Annotated in this window: 12 protein-coding genes; all 12 read right to left on the reverse strand. The window is 64.0% G+C overall.

Going from position 1 to position 16,622, the window contains the following annotated elements; all coding sequences use genetic code 11:
* Window positions 1–129 precede the first annotated feature (129 nt).
* The 12 genes from rseP to proS all read right to left on the reverse strand — a co-directional run bounded on the left by rseP (window position 130) and on the right by proS (window position 16,156).
* Complete coding sequence (gene rseP, locus FR728_RS07540; RefSeq protein ID WP_149892265.1) at window positions 130–1,266, reverse strand: RIP metalloprotease RseP; 1,137 nt, start codon at window positions 1,264–1,266, stop codon at window positions 130–132.
* A gap of 232 nt (window positions 1,267–1,498) precedes the next feature.
* The gene (locus FR728_RS07545) at window positions 1,499–2,725 is read right to left on the reverse strand and encodes a 1-deoxy-D-xylulose-5-phosphate reductoisomerase (RefSeq protein WP_149891958.1); all 1,227 of its coding nucleotides are present in this window, start codon (window positions 2,723–2,725) and stop codon (window positions 1,499–1,501) included.
* Between the two features lie 72 nt (window positions 2,726–2,797).
* Window positions 2,798–3,619: a phosphatidate cytidylyltransferase gene (locus FR728_RS07550; RefSeq protein WP_149892266.1), complete on the reverse strand. Its 822-nt coding sequence runs from the start codon at window positions 3,617–3,619 to the stop codon at window positions 2,798–2,800.
* 53 nt (window positions 3,620–3,672) lie between these two features.
* Entirely contained in the window at window positions 3,673–4,356 is a 684-nt protein-coding gene (locus FR728_RS07555) for an isoprenyl transferase (protein WP_244304487.1), read from the reverse strand.
* Window positions 4,357–4,478: 122 nt separating this feature from the next.
* Window positions 4,479–5,042, reverse strand: a complete 564-nt coding sequence (frr, locus tag FR728_RS07560) for a ribosome recycling factor (RefSeq protein ID WP_149891960.1) — start codon at window positions 5,040–5,042, stop codon at window positions 4,479–4,481.
* 116 nt (window positions 5,043–5,158) lie between these two features.
* Entirely contained in the window at window positions 5,159–5,878 is a 720-nt protein-coding gene (gene pyrH, locus FR728_RS07565) for a UMP kinase (RefSeq protein ID WP_149891961.1), read from the reverse strand.
* A gap of 84 nt (window positions 5,879–5,962) precedes the next feature.
* The gene (gene tsf, locus FR728_RS07570; protein ID WP_149891962.1) at window positions 5,963–6,880 is read right to left on the reverse strand and encodes a translation elongation factor Ts; all 918 of its coding nucleotides are present in this window, start codon (window positions 6,878–6,880) and stop codon (window positions 5,963–5,965) included.
* A 150-nt stretch (window positions 6,881–7,030) separates the two neighbouring features.
* Complete coding sequence (rpsB, locus tag FR728_RS07575) at window positions 7,031–7,813, reverse strand: 30S ribosomal protein S2 (protein WP_149891963.1); 783 nt, start codon at window positions 7,811–7,813, stop codon at window positions 7,031–7,033.
* A 479-nt stretch (window positions 7,814–8,292) separates the two neighbouring features.
* The gene (gene dnaE, locus FR728_RS07580; RefSeq protein WP_149892267.1) at window positions 8,293–11,760 is read right to left on the reverse strand and encodes a DNA polymerase III subunit alpha; all 3,468 of its coding nucleotides are present in this window, start codon (window positions 11,758–11,760) and stop codon (window positions 8,293–8,295) included.
* 838 nt (window positions 11,761–12,598) lie between these two features.
* On the reverse strand, window positions 12,599–13,321 hold the full coding sequence (locus FR728_RS07585) for an ABC transporter ATP-binding protein (protein ID WP_208998685.1): 723 nt from the start codon (window positions 13,319–13,321) through the stop codon (window positions 12,599–12,601).
* Window positions 13,318–14,601 carry a lipoprotein-releasing ABC transporter permease subunit gene (locus FR728_RS07590; protein ID WP_244304421.1) on the reverse strand — a complete coding sequence of 428 codons (1,284 nt, stop codon included), beginning with the start codon at window positions 14,599–14,601 and terminating at the stop codon, window positions 13,318–13,320. Before FR728_RS07590 ends, FR728_RS07585 begins: the two co-directional genes overlap by 4 nt.
* A gap of 223 nt (window positions 14,602–14,824) precedes the next feature.
* On the reverse strand, window positions 14,825–16,156 hold the full coding sequence (gene proS / locus FR728_RS07595) for a proline--tRNA ligase (protein ID WP_149891964.1): 1,332 nt from the start codon (window positions 16,154–16,156) through the stop codon (window positions 14,825–14,827).
* Window positions 16,157–16,622 lie beyond the last annotated feature (466 nt).

Here is a 16,622-nt window from a genome sequence, read left to right on the forward strand (position 1 = left end):
CGGCCATGAATGGACGGATTCTCAGCAACTCGGGAATGGTTTTACAGCCTTTTGCCGATTACGCAACAGCCCGTCCACCGAGAAAGCGATTTTGTTAGAACACGTTGCGCCGATGTCACTTGATAAACCTTAAAGATTTGTCAAATGCAGCACATCGTTCCAGGTTGCGAACACCATGAGCAGCAGGACGATGCCCATGCCGATGCGGAAACCGATATCCTGCACCCGCTCGCTGAGCGGCTTTCCCTGCAGGGCCTCGGCCAGATAGAACACAAGATGGCCACCATCGAGCATGGGAACAGGCATCAAATTGATGAGCCCGATGGAGACCGACAGCACGGCCGCAAGGCTCAGGAGCGCCATCACCCCTTGAGTTGCGACCTGCCCGGACACCTGCGCCACCCGGATCGGGCCGCCCAGCTGGTCGGCGCTTTCACGCCCGGTGATCACGCCGCCCAGATAGCTGAGGGTCCGCTCGGCAATGAACCAGGTTTCCTGGGTGCCGGCGACCACGGCCTCGACGAGACCGTAATTCTTGACCTTCACGTCATCCTGGCTCGGGCTGCGCGACACGCCGAGAAGGCCGATGCGCTGCTCGTTGCCGAAATTGTCGCGCACCACCCGCGCCTGCGGCGTCACGCTCAGCTCCACCACGGCACCGGCCCGGTCCACGGTCATGGCCAGCGTCCGGTCGGCGCTCACGGAAACGATCCGCTGCAGATCCGAGAAGGCTTCGATCTGGCGCCCGTCGACGGTCAGGATCAGGTCCCCGGTCTGGAGACCGCCGGCCTCCGCCGCACTGCCCGGCTGCACCTGATCGACCAGCGGTGCGGTGATCATCTTGCCGAAGGAGAAGAAGATCGTCGCGAAGATGACGATGGCGAGGATGAAATTGGCGATCGGCCCGGCGGCCACCACGGCGGCGCGCTGCGCCACGGGCTTGGCCACGAAGGCGCCTTCCCGCTCCTGCGCGCTCATGGCGGCGATCCGCTCCCGGTCCGGCACGCTGGCCGCATTGTCGTCGCCGGCGAACTTCACATAGCCGCCGAGCGGGATCAGGGACAGGCGCCAACGCGTGCCCTTGGCATCATTGAAGCCGAAGAGCTCGCGCCCGAAACCGACGGAGAAGGTCACGACCCGCACGCCGCACCAGCGGGCCACCAGGAAGTGGCCGAGCTCGTGGAAAAACACCACGATGGTCAGGACGAAGAGGAAGGGAACCAGATACCCCACGACCAGGTCATAGGCGGACGTCAACAGATCCAACAAGCGAATGCTCCACACGCGGGGCTCGGAATGACCGGCAGTCCTCCGCCGGTCAGCAAGCCTCAAGGTTACTCAAGCCCTAGCACAATCCCCTTGCAATAGGGTTACCCCAAGGGACGATCGGGTTGCAAACGGATTTCACGTGAGGTCCACCGGCAAGACGGCACCCGCAACCGGCCATCGCGGGCCAATCAGGAGGGCAGCAGGAGCAGCGGCAGGAGCAGCGACAGGATCAGCGTCCGGCGATCCATTCCCGGCAGAACGCCCGCGCCTGCGCATCCACCGCCAGCACGTCATCGATGCTGGACACGGATCCCGAGGACCCGGCACTCATCCGCTCGACCACGGCGGCAACCGCCGCCGGAATGTCGAGGAAGCCGATGCGGCGCTCAAGGAAGGCGGCAACCGCCACTTCATCAGCCGCATTCAGGCTGGCTGTGGCGACAGGGCCGCTCTCCATTGCCACTCGCGCCAAAGGCAGCGCGGGGAACCGCACCGGATCCGGAGCCTCGAAGCTGAGGCTGGCAATGCGCGCCAGATCCAGACGCTCCACCGGCACCTCGATCCGCCGCGGCCAGGCCAGGCAATGGGCAATCGGCGTGCGCATGTCCGGACTGCCGAGCTGGGCCAGCAGGGATCCGTCGCGATACTGCACCATGCCGTGAATGACGGACTGGGGATGGACGAGGATGTCGAGCTGATCGGCCGTCAGCGGGAAGAGATGAAACGCCTCGATCACCTCGAAGCCCTTGTTCATCATGGTGGCGCTGTCGATGGTGATGCGGCTGCCCATGTCCCAGTTCGGGTGCTTCAGCGCCTGTTCCGGTGTCACGCTCGCCATGGCCTCCAGCGAGGCCTGGCGGAACGGCCCCCCGGACGCGGTCAGCACCACCTTCTCGATCTGGTCCGCATTGTCGCGTTCGAACACCTGGAAGACGGCGCTGTGCTCGCTGTCGACGGGCAACAGGGTCGCGCCCGTCGCATGAACCTGCGCCATGAAGAGATCACCGGCACAGACAAGACATTCCTTGTTGGCGAGCGCCAGACTGCGCCCGGCGCGCAGGGCGGCATAGGTGGGCTTGAGCCCGGCCGCACCCACGATCGCCCCGACGACCATGTCGCATGGCCGCTCGACCGCCTCGAGAACCGCGGCCTCACCGGCGGCAGCCTCGATGCCGGATCCGGCCAGCGCTGTCTTCAGGGCGTCGTGCAGATCCGCGCGCGCAATGACGGCCACCTGCGCCCTCACCCGCCGCGCCTGGGCCGCCAGTTCCTCAACATTGGAATGCGCCACCAGAGCCACGACCTCGAAGCATTCCGGATTGCGGCTCAGGATGTCGAGCGTGCTCTTGCCGACGGAGCCGGTCGCACCCAGCACGGTGATCCTCTGTCTAGAGGTCTCGGACAGAAGGCCACCGAAGGATGGGGACGCGGAGGATGGGGAAAGGGACACGCTCATGTTACTCCAGGCGCAAGCCGGAACGGACCGAAGCGGCATGGATGCCGCGGCCGTTGCCCTGACTTGCCGCGATCAGGTCAAACCGAAGCCGGACACCGGGCCCATCAGGCTGCCGCCAAATGCGAGCCCCAGCAGGGCGGCCAGGATGGCAGCCGCCACGAGACCGTCGATCCGGTCCATGATACCGCCGTGACCGGGAATGAGATGGCTGGAATCCTTCACCGAGAACCGGCGCTTGAGCGCCGATTCCATCAGGTCCCCCGCCTGGGAGGCGGCCGACAGGAGCGCGGCCAGAGCCATCCAGCCAACGACGCCCTGCGCGCCCGTCAGATGGGCATAGAGACCGGCGAAGGCCACGGCGAAACCAAGACCCCCAAGGGATCCGGACCAGGTCTTGTTGGGGGACACGCGGCGCCAGAGTTTCGGACCGCCAACGAAGCGCCCGACGAAATAGGCGCAGACATCCGTCGACCAGACCACGACCAGAAGATAGAAGAGGAACACCGCCCCATGGCTGCCCTCGCGCAGGGCGAAGAGCGACAGCATGGAAAGCCCCGTATAGACGACGCCTTCTGCGGCCCAGCGGGCGGCAGGCGAGCGCTCCGCGCTGATGCCGAGCCCCCAGACCAGGGCCGCCCCGAGCAGCACGACCACAAGGCCCATTCCGGGAAGACCGGAGAGCTGCAGGCCAAAGGCGGTGACAAGCACCAGATAGGCCAGAATGCCGTGCGGCGCGCTGCGCGCCGTGCCGGTGATCGTCAGCCATTCCCACAGGAAGCCAAGCCCCGCCACGACAACAAGTGCAGCAAAGGGCAGACCGCCCAGCCACACGAGCAGGAGCACGGCCGGACCGAGCACGAGGGCGGACAGAAGACGGAGCTTGAGGTCACCCATGCGGGATTTCGGCGCCGGAGTGCCGGGGACCGGAGAGGTATCGGAGCCGCTCATCACAGGGCCTTGGCTTCAACGCCGCCAAAGCGGCGGTTGCGCGCCCCATAGGCCTCGAGCGCGCGGTCGAACGCCGCCTCGTCGAAATCGGGCCACAGGCAGTCGCAGAAATAGAGTTCGCTATAAGCGGCCTGCCACAGCAGGAAATTGGACAGACGGATCTCGCCGCTGGTGCGGATGATCAGATCCGGATCGGGCATGTCGCCCGTGTCCAGAGCCCGGGAGATGTGGTCGGCTGAAATGGCTTCGGGCGCGAGCTTGCCCGCCGCCACATCCGCCGCCAGCCGCCGGACAGCGCGGGTCAGCTCGTCGCGGGCCCCGTAGTTGAAGGCCACCACCAGCGTGAGGCCCGTATTGGCCCGGGTCAGATCCTCGGCCTCTTCGAGAAGCTGCCGGATCGACCGGTCAAGATCGTCCCGGCCGCCAATCACCCTGATGCGGACATTCGCCTCATGCAGCTCGCTCAGATCCTGCTGGATGAACCGGCGCAACAGGCCCATGAGGAAGGTGACTTCCGCACGCGGCCGGCTCCAGTTTTCCGAGGAAAACGAGAAGATGGTGATGTAGTCGAGACCGATGCGGCCCGAGTGGCGGATGATCCGCCGCAGGGCCTCGAGGCCCTGGCGATGACCGTCCGTGCGCGACAGACCCCGAGCCTCGGCCCAGCGGCCGTTCCCGTCCATGATGAGACCAACATGGCGCGGAAGGCGCGGCTCCGAAGGGCTGGGCCTTCCGGAGACCGGGGAATAGTCGGCATTGGCAGTCATCGCGCATCGCCTCGGTAACAGGCAGCCTGATCAGCCGATCAAACCTGGGAGATTTCCTGCTGCTTCTTTTCCAGCATGGAATCGACTTCGGCAATCATGCTGTCGGTCAGCTTCTGCACTTCGTCGGACGCCACGCGGCTGTCGTCCTGGGAAATCGTCCCGTCCTTTTCCGCCTTCTTGGCGGCATCCATGCCATCACGACGCACGTGACGGACGGCGACCTTGGCCTGTTCCGCATATTTGTGCGCGATCTTGATGAGCTCCTGACGGCGCTCCTGGTTGAGTTCCGGGATCGGCAGGCGCAGAAGCTGGCCGTCCATCACCGGGTTCAGACCCAGATTGCTTTCGCGAATGGCGCGGTCCACGGCCTGCACCATGCCCCGGTCCCAGACCTGCACAGCAACCATGCGCGGCTCCGGCACGCTGACGGTGGCAACCTGGTTGATCGGCATGGCCTGGCCATAGGCGTCCACGCTGATGGCATCCAGCATGGATGCGGAAGCACGACCGGTGCGCAGGCTGGCGAAATCGGTCTTCAGGACGGAGAGCGCCCCTTGCATGCGGCGCTTGAGATCCTCGAGATCCACACCTTCTACCGCCATCTCATCCTCGCTTCGTTCTTGTTTGTTCGTCGTTTAAGCTCGTGCGAGCGTCTGCGCGAAACATCGCACACCCTTCGCGAAACACAAGCCGGTTGCCCTGTTTATTGGCAAAAGAATCAGGCGCCGACAACCGTATAGAGGCCGGTTTCCTGTAGAACGCTGACCAGCGAACCGGGAGAATGGATGGAAAATACGATGACGGGCACGGAATTGTCGCGGGCCAGCGCGATGGCCGTGGTGTCCATGACCTTGAGATCGCGCTTGATCACATCCTCATAGGACAGGCTGTCGTAGCGCTCAGCATCCGGATTGACCTTCGGGTCCTCGGAATAGACGCCGTCCACCTGAGTGCCCTTCAGGAAGGCGTCGCATTTCATCTCGACCGCGCGAAGAGCCGCACCCGAATCCGTGGTGAAGAACGGGTTGCCCGTGCCGCCGGCGAAGACGATCACGTCGCCATCTTCCATGTAGCGCTCGGCCACCCGCTGAGAGAAGGTCTCGCAGATGGAAGGAACGGGCACTGCGGAGAGCACACGGGCCGGAACCTTCACCCGGCGCAGGGCGTCGGCAAGGGTCAGGGAGTTCATGATGGTGGCCAGCATGCCCATGTGGTCGCCAGTCACCCGGTTGCCGCCCTTGGCGGCAACAGCCACGCCACGGAAGATGTTGCCGCCGCCGACAACCACGCCCACCTGGGCACCCAGAGCAACCGCATCGGCGATCTCCTTGGCGATCCGCTCAACCACCGCCGGGTCGATCCCGAACGTCTGGGAGCCCATCAGGGCCTCGCCGGAGAGCTTCAGCAGTACACGTTTCCAACGCAGGGGCTTGGTCATGACAGCAACCTTCTTCTTGTGATGCGGACTGGTCCTTCTATAAAAAAAGCGCCGGACGATGCCGGCGCTTTTTCTGGATCAGGCTTACTGCCCAGTGGCGGCTGCCACCTCTGCGGCGAAGTCCGTCTCTTCCTTCTCGATCCCCTCGCCCAGGGCGAAGCGAACGAAGCCGGTCAGCTTGACCGGGGCGCCCAGGTCCTTGGCCAGAGCCTCGACAGCCTGTTCGACGGTCTTGTCCGGGTCGATCACGAAGGCCTGCTTGGTCAGCGTGACTTCTTCGTAGAACTTGCGGATACGGCCTTCCACCATCTTCTCGATGATGTTTTCCGGCTTGCCAGATTCGCGAGCCTGTTCGGAGAACACGTTGCGCTCACGCTCGACGACTTCCGGATCCACATCATCTGCGGACAGGGCCAGCGGGCTGGTGGCAGCGACGTGCATCGCGATCTGACGGCCGAGGCCTTCCAGCTTGGCCTTGTCGCCAGCGGATTCCAGGGCAACCAGCACGCCGATCTTGCCCAGACCGTCGGAAACGGCGCTGTGGACATAGGTGGCGACGACGCCTTCGGACACTTCCAGAACCGCGGTGCGGCGCAGGGTCATGTTCTCGCCAATGGTGGCGATGGCATCGGTGATCGCGTCAGCAACCGGCTTGCCGCCAAGATCGGCAGCGGACACGGCTTCCAGGGTGCCATCGGTCGTCACGGCAACGCCGGCGACCTTCTTGACCAGATCCTGGAACCCGTCGTTGCGGGAGACGAAGTCGGTTTCGGAGTTCAGTTCGATGACGGCGGCCTTGTTGCCCTCGGCGGCCACGCCGACGAGACCTTCGGCAGCCACGCGGCCAGCCTTCTTGGCAGCCTTGGCAAGACCCTTGGTGCGCAGCCAGTCAATTGCTGCTTCCATGTCGCCGCCCGTTTCGGTCAGGGCGGTCTTGCAGTCCATCATGCCAGCGCCGGATTTCTCGCGGAGCTCCTTCACCATCGCAGCGGTAATGCTCATCGATTTCCTCGTGGATGGGGGTTAAACAAAAAGCGGGGTGCAGCATTCTGGCTACCCCCAACTGTGTGACGGGAAGACGACGAAGCCCGTCCCGCCTTTTTCGAAAAGCAGAGGATATCCGGCGGCAAGCCGCCGGATATCGCAAAGGCATCAGGCCTCGGCAGCTTCTTCCGACGCGTCGGCGAGAGCTTCTTCGACCGGAGCTTCCTCGGAAGCACCAATGTCCATGCCGGCAGAACCCTGGGCGCGGGAGATGCCGTCGATGGCAGCCCGGGCGATCAGATCGCAATACAGGGTGATGGCGCGGCCAGCATCATCGTTGCCCGGCACCGGATAGGTGATGCCTTCCGGATTCGAGTTCGAATCCAGGATCGCGGCAACCGGGATACCCAGACGACGGGCTTCCTGGATGGCGATGGCTTCACGGTTGGTGTCGATGACGAAGATCAGGTCCGGGATACCGCCCATGTCCTTGATGCCGCCCAGGTTCCGCTCGAGCTTCTCGCGCTCGCGGTCCAGGAACAGGCGCTCCTTCTTGGTCAGCGAGTTTGCGGCGTCGGAATTGAGGGTGTCCTCAACCTTGCGCAGGCGCTGGATGGAGTTGGAGATGGTCTTCCAGTTGGTCAGCATGCCGCCGAGCCAGCGGGCATTGACGTAGTACTGGGCGGAGTTGCGGGCAGCGATGGCAACAGCTTCCTGAGCCTGACGCTTGGTGCCCACGATGAGGACGCGACCGCCGCCGGCGACGGTGTCGGAAACGGCCTTCAGAGCCTGGTGCAGCAGCGGCACGGTCTGGGCCAGATCGATGATGTGGACATCATTGCGGACACCGAAGATATACTGGCCCATGCGCGGGTTCCAGCGGTGCTTCTGGTGGCCGAAGTGCACGCCAGCTTCAAGCAGCTGACGCATGGTGAAATCGGGCAGAGCCATGGCTCTTGTCTCCTGTTTTCCGGTTTGACCTCCGCAAGTGGGCGTGAACGAGACCAGACCGGAAGCTCCTGATTTCCAAGCGGAAAAGCAGGTGAACCGAGACTGGCGTCCGTCACCGGATGGAAGGCAGCACGAAGACTGCATTCCGCCCCTTGCGTGTGGAATGCGCGCCTTATAGGCGGGGCAACCCCAAAGTGCAAGTCCCGACAGGGAAATTTGCGACGCAACCCACGCCGCAGGAACAGCCTCTGATCCAGCGCAAGGCGCGGTCGCAGAAACTGCCAACCAGGCCCACGGCCCTCGCGGCTCCTACGGGCGCCCCCACCGGACCCAGCCGCCAGGGTTATCGACCTCGCCGCATCCCCGGACAGCCTGCCGCATACGGCACGATCCGGACACCCGCACAGGATCGTTTGGGGCGCTCAATACCCGCCCCACGTTCGTCTGCCGGTCGACGGCCCCACGCGCTGCGGACGCCGTCACGCCATCTGCACGTCATTCACACCGGGCATGGCCTTCACCGCCCCGGCGATCTCCGGCGACAGACGGTACTTGCCCGGAAGCCGCACCTCGACCTCCCGCGCGCCCTCCTGCATCTGGACGATCACGGTGACCTCCCCCTCGCCCCGCACGGTGAGGTGCCGCGCCAGACCGGAGACCGCCCGCTCGTCCCGCAGGAACACGCGCATCGCCCGCTGCACCCGCGCCGCCATCTTGTCGATGCTCTCGACACTTTCCAGGCGCAGGGACGGCTCGTCATCGCGCAGATCCGCCCCGACGAGAACGACGACGGACTTGCCCGGCTCCAGACTGTCGCGCAGCTGTTCGAGCTTCTCCCGGAAGAGCAGCACCTCGAACTGGCCGGTCGAATCGGAGAGGCGCGCGATCCCCATTTTCGAGCCGCTCTTGGTCTTGCGCTCCTGCATGCCGATCACCGTCCCCGCCAGACGTCCGGCGGATGCGCCGCGTTTCACCGCCTCGGCGAACCGCGACCAGGGCTGCACCCGCATCTTCTCAAGGAGCTCGCCATATTCATCGAGCGGATGAGCGGAGAGATAGAAGCCGATGGCCGCATGCTCGCGCTGCAGCCGCTCCTCCGAACTCCACTTCGGCACGTCGTTAAGCTGAAGATCCTCCTCGCCGCTTCCTCCGCCACCGCCGCCGAAGAGCTCGTTCTGACCGAGCGTGCGATTCTCCTCGGTCCGCTGCGCCAGGCCCATGATCCGGTCGAGCCCCTCCAGGATCTTGGCCCGGTTCGGCTCCAGCTCATCGAGCGCGCCGGCCGCGACAAGGTTTTCCAGCGTCCGCTTGTTCAGCTGGCGCGGCGAGATGCGCCGGGCAAAGTCGCTCAAGGACCGGAAGGGCTTGTCGCCGCGCGCGCTCACGATGTGTTCCACCGCCTGCTCGCCGACGCCCTTGATCGCCCCCATGGCATAGAGGATCTTGCCGTCGGCCACGTCGAAATAGACCTGGGACCGGTTGATGGACGGCGGCACGACCTCGATTCCCATCCGCCGCGCTTCCTGACGGAAATCCCCCAGCTTGTCCGTGTTGCCCATGTCGAGGGTCATGGAGGCCGCCATGAACTCCACCGGGTGGTTCGCCTTGAGCCAGGCGGTGTGGTAGGAGACAAGCGCGTAGGCCGCCGCGTGCGACTTGTTGAAGCCGTAATTGGCGAACTTCGCCACCAGGTCGAAGATGAAGCCGGCGTGCTTCTTGTCGATGCCGCGCTCCACCGCCCCATCGACGAAGCGGGTGCGCTGGACCTCCATCTCTGCAGCGATCTTCTTGCCCATGGCGCGGCGCAGAAGATCTGCCTCCCCGAGAGAGTATCCCGAGAGCACCTGGGCGATCTGCATCACCTGTTCCTGATAGACGATGATCCCGTTGGTCTCGCTCAGGATCGGTTCCAGCAGCGGATGGAGGCAGTCCATCTCCTGCTCGCCGTGCTTCACCGCGTTATAGACCGGGATGTTCTCCATCGGCCCCGGACGGTACAGCGCCACCAGGGCAACGATATCCTCGAACCGGTCCGGCTTCATGCCGGAAATCGCCCGGCGCATCCCCTGACTTTCCAGCTGGAACACGCCGAAGGTCTCGCCGCGGGCCAGAAGCTCGTAGGTCGGAAGATCGTCGATCGGCAGAGCCGTGACATCCACGTCGATCCCCCGGCGGGCGATGAGCTTCACCGCCGTGTCGATGACGGTCAGGGTCTTCAGACCGAGGAAGTCGAACTTCACCAGCCCGGCATCCTCCACCATCTTCATGTTGAACTGGGCGACCGGCATGTCGGAGCGCGGATCGCGGTAGAGCGGCACCAGCTGCTCCAGCGGCCGGTCCCCGATCACAACACCCGCGGCATGGGTCGACGCGTGACGGTAGAGCCCCTCGAGCTTCTGCGCCATGGTCAGGAGCCGGTCCACGATCTCCTCATCCCTTGCGGCTTCCCGAAGGCGCGGTTCGTCAGCAATCGCCTGGGCCAGGGTCACCGGATTGGCCGGGTTCGCGGGCACAAGCTTGCACAACCGGTCGACCTGGCCATAGGGCATCTGCAGCACACGACCCACGTCGCGCAGCACGGCGCGGGCCTGAAGCGACCCGAAGGTGATGATCTGCGCCACCTGCTGGCGGCCGTATTTCTCCTGAACGTAGCGGATGACCTCTTCACGCCGGCTCTGGCAGAAGTCGATGTCGAAATCGGGCATCGACACGCGCTCAGGGTTCAGGAAGCGCTCGAAGAGCAACGAGAAGCGCATGGGATCGAGGTCGGTGATGGTCAGCGACCAGGCGACCAGTGACCCGGCACCGGACCCTCGCCCGGGTCCCACCGGAATATCGTGGTCTTTCGCCCATTTGATGAAGTCCGCCACGATCAGGAAGTAGCCCGGGAACTTCATCCGGTTGATGATGCCGATCTCGTAGTCGAGCCGTTCCCAGTAGTCGGTCTCCGACAGGCCGGGCGCCAGGCCATGGGCATCGAGGCGCGCCTGGAGACCCTCGCGGGCCTGCCGTTCCAGTTCGGCCGCCTCCGCCTGTTCCGCTTCCTCCGGATCCGCATCTGCGCCGGCAAAGCGCGGCAGGATCGGATTGCGCCGCAAGGGGCGATAGCTGCAGCGCGCGGCGATTTCCAGGGTCGAGGTCAGCGCTTCCGGCAGATCGGCAAAGAGCTCGACCATCTCCGCCCTCGACTTGAAATAATGCTCCGGCGTCAGCCTGCGGCGATCTGCCTCCGGAATGACCCTGCCCTCGGCAATGCAGATGAGCGCGTCATGGGCTTCGTAATCCTCCCGCTTGGGGAAGTAGCACTCGTTCGTGGCAACGATCGGCAGGCCGAGCTCATAGGCGAGATCCAGGAACCCGGCCTCCGTCCTGTGCTCCGTCTCCATGCCGTGCCGCTGAATCTCCACATAGGTCCGCCCGGCAAATCCCTGGGCAAGCGTCGTCAGGCGTTCGCGCGCCAGAGCCGTGTTGCCGGAAAGCAGGGCCTGCCCAACCGCCCCCGAAACACCGCCCGTCAGAAGCACGATCCCCTCGGCCCGAGAGAGCAGATAGTCGATCCCGACATGGGGGCGCAGACCTGTCTCCGTGTCCAGGAAGGCCCGGGAACTCAGGTCCATCAGGTTCATGTAGCCGGTCTCATCGGCTGCCAGCAGCACCACATCGGAAAGCTGCGGTGCGCCCCCCCCTCCGAGCACCAGCCCTGGCGCGCCTGCAACCGGCTTGTCGAAGGTGATGGCGAGCTGGGTGCCGATGATCGGCTGAATGCCGCTGCCCCAGGCCTTCGCCGAGAATTCCTGCGCCCCGAAGAGATTTCCCGTATCCGTGATGGCGAGGGCCGGCTGATCATCGGACTTGGCGAGATCCAGGAGCTTCTTGATGGGAAGTGCCCCCTCCAGCAGCGAGAGCGCGGAATGAACGCGCAGATGCACGAAGCCGACACGGTCCATCATCCGGTCGAGGCCGACGCCACCCCCAGCATCTGGAGCGGCACCAGAGACGATCGACGGACCGCTGACGGATGGGGACTGGGTCACGAGGAAATCCTCCAATCGAAGCCGGACACCCGGCGGAACCAGGGATCAGGGGTTCAGCAACCGAGCACAATCGAGGTACGGCTCACGCCCCTCACCCATCGTGGCATGGATTGGCGTGGCCCCGGCGAAACGCTCCGCCGGGCTGTCCAAGGTAACACTCCCGAGCCCCTCTTGCGCCCCTCGGACATGCGGCAGCAGCCTTCAATCCACGATCTTCTCGTCTCAGGCCCGGACATGAGAATGTCCCGCAGCGGATGTTTCGCCGTGGCTCGCGACGGAACCCAGACGCCGACCGCCCCCACGAGCCAGTTCGGGATCAGAGGCTTCCCATCAGAACGTCGCCCCAGACCATCAGGGTCGCACAAAAGGCAATCATGGAACCGAAAGCGGCGAAATCGCGGGCGAAAATGCACATGTCTCTGCTCCTGTCTCCAACAATCTGGAAATACGATGTACCGCTTTTGTTCTCTTCGCAACCCCTTTTTGTTCTAATTATCTCTTGCGCGTTCTGTCGATCCGCCTCAAGGTTAAGAAAGGGTGAAACAACGATGCGGAAAGTCGTGGCTTTGGACAGGTGCAAGCTGTCGCCACTTTCAAGAGTCGTCACGCATCCTGGAAGCAGCGACCTCCGGCAGGGCACGGGTCAGGAAAGGCACCGGAAGTTGCAGCGCAGGCGTCATGCCAGGTCTTTGGCGAGAGAGACTGAGCCGCACAACTAAAGCCTTTGGCGACGTCGCCTGATCGGGCGGCCTCAGGGCTCGTAAGGTTCGAGCAGGCCGCCGCGCAGGGTCACGCAGCGGTTCATGCGCCGGGCGAGTTCCATGTTGTGGGTGGCAAAGAGGGCAGCGACACCCGAGGCGCGCACGAGGGCGTAGAGCGCCTCGAACACATAGTCGGCGGTTTCCGGATCCAGGTTGCCGGTCGGCTCGTCAAGCAAAAGAAGCCTTGGCGCGTTGGCCACGGCGCGGGCGATGGCGACGCGCTGCTGTTCCCCGCCGGAGAGCTCCGACGGCCGGTGCCGGGCCCGCGGCCCGAGACGCATGTAGTCGAGCAGCTCCATGGCCCGCGCTGCCGCTTCCCGCTTGGGGAGGCCCGCGATCATCTGGGGCAGCATGATGTTTTCCTGCGCCGTGAATTCTGGGAGGAGATGATGAAACTGATAGACGAAACCGACCTGATCCCGTCGCACCATGGTGCGCTCGGCATCGTCCATGTCGCCGCAATCGAGCCCGCCGATGAGCACTTCGCCGTCATCCGGCCGCTCGAGCAGTCCCGCAATCTGCAGGAGCGTCGACTTGCCCGTGCCAGACGGCGCCACCAGCGCGACCATTTCGCCCGGGTTCATGGCAAAGTCCACGCCGCGCAGGACCTGCAGTTCGCGGTCACCCTCGTGGAACGTCCGCACGACGCCGCTGAGGGCAAGTGCATGTCCGTCAGGGTGAGGAGCGGGAACGGTTGCCGCGGCCGTCATCATTCGTACCTCAGGGCTTCCACCGGATCGAGCCGTGCGGCGCGCCAGGCGGGATAGAGCGTGGCCAGAAGCGAGAGAACAAGCGCCATCACCAGAACGGTAATGGTCTCGCCATTGTCAATCTCAGCCGGCAGCTTGGAAAGGAAGTAGAGAGTGGGATCAAAGAGCTGGGTAGAGGTGAGCCAGGAAACCCCTTGCCGGATGCTCTCGATGTTGAGGCAGACCACCAGCCCGAGGACGAAGCCCGCCAGCGTTCCGACGCAGCCGATGCTGGCCCCGGTGATGAGGAAGACCCGCAGGATCGCCCCCTGGCTTGCCCCCATGGTGCGCAGGATCGCGATGTCGCGCCCCTTGTCCTTAACCAGCATGATGAGCCCGGAAATGATGTTGAGAGCCGCCACCAGAACGATCAGGAAGAGGATGATGAACATGACATTGCGCTCAACCTCGAGGGCCGAGAAGAAGGTGACGTTCCGTTGACGCCAGTCGCTCACGACCGCCGGGCGCCCTGCACCCTCTTCCACCGCTGCGCGCATGACACCGACCCGGTCCGGATCGGCCACATAGAGCTCGATGCCCGTCACCCGATCGGCCATGTTGAAGAACCCTTGCGCTTCAGCCAGAGGCATGAAGACGAAGGTAGCATCATACTCGCTCATACCGATCTCGAAGATCGCCGTGACCGGATAGGCCTTGATACGCGGAGTGACGCCCATGGGGGTGACATTCCCGCGCGGGGCGATGAGCGTGATGTTGTCCCCGAGCGTGACCCCGAGCTGCTGCGCCATGCGGGTGCCGATCGCGACCCCGGAGCCCGCATCGAAGTCGTCGAAGGTCCCGAGCGACACATTGCCGGAAATCAGCGGGATGCGCCGCAGGTCCGCCTCGTTCACGCCCCGCACCAATCCGCCCAGATTGCCCGACGGGCCGCTGACGAGCCCCTGCCCTTCCACGAAGGGAATGGCGGAAATGACCTCCGGCACGGCCTCGAGCCGCTTGGCGACCGGATCATAGTCGGTGAGCGGGCTATCGATCGGCTGGACCAGCATGTGGCCGTTGATGCCGAGGATCTTGCCCAGCAGCTCGGATCGGAAACCGTTCATCACCGCCATCACGATGATCAGGGTCGCGACCCCCAGCATGATGCCCGTGAAGGAGAAGCCGGCAATGACCGAAATGAAGGTTTCCTTGCGGCGGGACCGCAGATAGCGGCCGGCAATCATCCATTCGAAAGCCGAGAACGGACGGGTCGCCCGTTCGGGAGTGATGGGAGATGAGCTCATGGTCCGTCCGCTATGCCCGTCCGCTGTCGTGTCTGCCTGCCGCGCTCCGACACCGGAGAGCAGGATCCTCGGGGTTTCGGGTCGAACGATACCGTCGAATCGGTCGCGCCCCTGCCCGTTGCCCCATGCTCGTCACCACCGTGGCGATTTCACGGCCGCAGGGCGAAAAAAATCGCCGGCAACCGCCGGCGATTCCCAGTGTTTCAAGGATCTACGCTGCGGCTCAGAGCGTCAATGCCGCCTGCAGCCTGGCGATGGTTGCATCCACCGTCAGCATTTCCTTCTCGCCCGTCTTGCGGTCCTTGACCTCCAGCAGCCCGTCCTTCAGGCCGCGGGGGCCGGCAACCACCTGGAACGGCAGGCCGATCAGATCCATCGAGGCAAACTTTGCACCCGCGCTCTTGCTCGTGTCGTCATAGAGCACTTCGATGCCGGAGGCCTCAAGGCGCGCATAGAGATCCTCGCAGACCGGATCGGTGAGGTCATCCCCGGGGCGCATGTTAATCAGGCCCACATGGAACGGCGCCACCTCGATGGGCCAGATGATGCCCGCATCGTCATGGCTCGCCTCGATGATCGCCCCGAGCAGGCGCGACACGCCAATGCCATAGGACCCCATGTGCACCGGCTCTTCGGTGCCCTCGGCCGTTGCGACCTTAGCGCCCATGGGCTCGGAATATTTCGTGCCGAAATAGAAGGTCTGGCCGACCTCGATACCGCGGGCAACGATCCGCTTGTCTTCCGGAACGCTCGCCTCGAACTCGGCCTTGTCGACGACGTCCTCGGTCGCCGCATAGAGCGAGGTCCAGTCCCTGACGATCGGAGTCAGATCCCCGTCGAAGTCCGTGTCGATGCCCGGCGTCGCCTTGTCCAGGAAGTCGCGATGGCAATAGACCTCGCTCTCGCCGGTTTCGGCCAGAACGATGAATTCATGGCTGAGATCGCCGCCGATCGGGCCGGTTTCCGCCTTCATCGGGATCGCGGTCAGACCCATGCGCTTGTAGGTGCGCAGATAGGAGACGAACATGCGATTGTAGCTTTCCACCGCCTGGTCCTGGGTCAGGTCGAAGGAATAGGCATCCTTCATCAGGAACTCGCGCCCGCGCATGACGCCGAAGCGCGGACGCACCTCGTCGCGGAACTTCCACTGGATATGGTAGAGGTTGAGCGGCAAATCCTTGTAGGAGCGCACGTAGGAACGGAAGATGTCGGTGATCATCTCCTCGTTCGTCGGACCATAGAGCATGTCGCGCTCGTGGCGGTCGGTGATCCGCAGCATTTCCTTGCCATAGGCGTCATAGCGCCCGCTTTCGCGCCACAGGTCGGCGGACTGGAGCGTCGGCATCAGCATCTGGATGGCCCCGGCGCGCGCCTGCTCTTCTTCCACGATCCGCTCGATCTTGCGCAGCACCCGATGGCCGAGCGGCAGCCAGGAATAGATGCCGGCGGATTGCTGGCGGATCATGCCGGCACGCAGCATCAGCCGGTGGGAAACGATTTCAGCTTCCTTCGGCGTTTCCTTCAGGATCGGCAGGAAATAGCGGGACAGGCGCATGGGGTCTCTCTTGGATCGTTCAGGGCGGGCGAACCGCCGGAATTTGAAGCAAGAGTGAAAGCGCATGAAGCGCGCAAATACAAGCCCCCGCCCCTGCCATTCATCAGGAAATCACCCTTTCTCCGCCAGCGCGGGAGGTCCGGAGAAGAGACAGGCTGTCAGAACGCCGCAAGGCCGCCGGATCGGACAGTCGCGCTGTCGCCCCTGCCGGCACAAATCCATTGGAGCGAACCGGGCCCTCTGGAGGCGCACCACCCTGATCGGTAGGCATCCTCGTTATTTATGCCAATATGACCACCCCCCCATTCCGCAGGGGCAAACCTGCTAAATTATTGCACAAGCAAAAATTTCAGCCTTTCCTGCACAAACTGGTGACAAATCGAAATACGTAGGCTAGTGTCACAAAATCATAAGAAAAAGGGCTGTGGTAAGACCTACCTACCACCGACCCTTGATCAAATCGCGG

Origin of the sequence: Roseibium aestuarii (assembly GCF_008477545.1) — a bacterium.
Classification (GTDB): domain Bacteria; phylum Pseudomonadota; class Alphaproteobacteria; order Rhizobiales; family Stappiaceae; genus Roseibium; species Roseibium aestuarii.

Excerpts from the sequence above, each read along its gene's own strand:
- proS (WP_149891964.1), bottom strand. The coding sequence starts at position 16,156 with ATGCGCCTGTCCCGCTATTTCCTGCCGATCCTGAAGGAAACGCCGAAG.
- tsf (WP_149891962.1), bottom strand. The coding sequence starts at position 6,880 with ATGAGCATTACCGCTGCGATGGTGAAGGAGCTCCGCGAGAAATCCGGC.
- dnaE (WP_149892267.1), bottom strand. The coding sequence starts at position 11,760 with ATGGACCGTGTCGGCTTCGTGCATCTGCGCGTTCATTCCGCGCTCTCG.
- rpsB (WP_149891963.1), bottom strand. The coding sequence starts at position 7,813 with ATGGCTCTGCCCGATTTCACCATGCGTCAGCTGCTTGAAGCTGGCGTG.
- FR728_RS07550 (WP_149892266.1), bottom strand. The coding sequence starts at position 3,619 with ATGGGTGACCTCAAGCTCCGTCTTCTGTCCGCCCTCGTGCTCGGTCCG.
- frr (WP_149891960.1), bottom strand. The coding sequence starts at position 5,042 with ATGGCGGTAGAAGGTGTGGATCTCGAGGATCTCAAGCGCCGCATGCAA.
- FR728_RS07585 (WP_208998685.1), bottom strand. The coding sequence starts at position 13,321 with ATGATGACGGCCGCGGCAACCGTTCCCGCTCCTCACCCTGACGGACAT.
- FR728_RS07555 (WP_244304487.1), bottom strand. The coding sequence starts at position 4,356 with ATGGACGGGAACGGCCGCTGGGCCGAGGCTCGGGGTCTGTCGCGCACG.
- FR728_RS07545 (WP_149891958.1), bottom strand. The coding sequence starts at position 2,725 with ATGAGCGTGTCCCTTTCCCCATCCTCCGCGTCCCCATCCTTCGGTGGC.
- pyrH (WP_149891961.1), bottom strand. The coding sequence starts at position 5,878 with ATGACCAAGCCCCTGCGTTGGAAACGTGTACTGCTGAAGCTCTCCGGC.
- FR728_RS07590 (WP_244304421.1), bottom strand. The coding sequence starts at position 14,601 with ATGAGCTCATCTCCCATCACTCCCGAACGGGCGACCCGTCCGTTCTCG.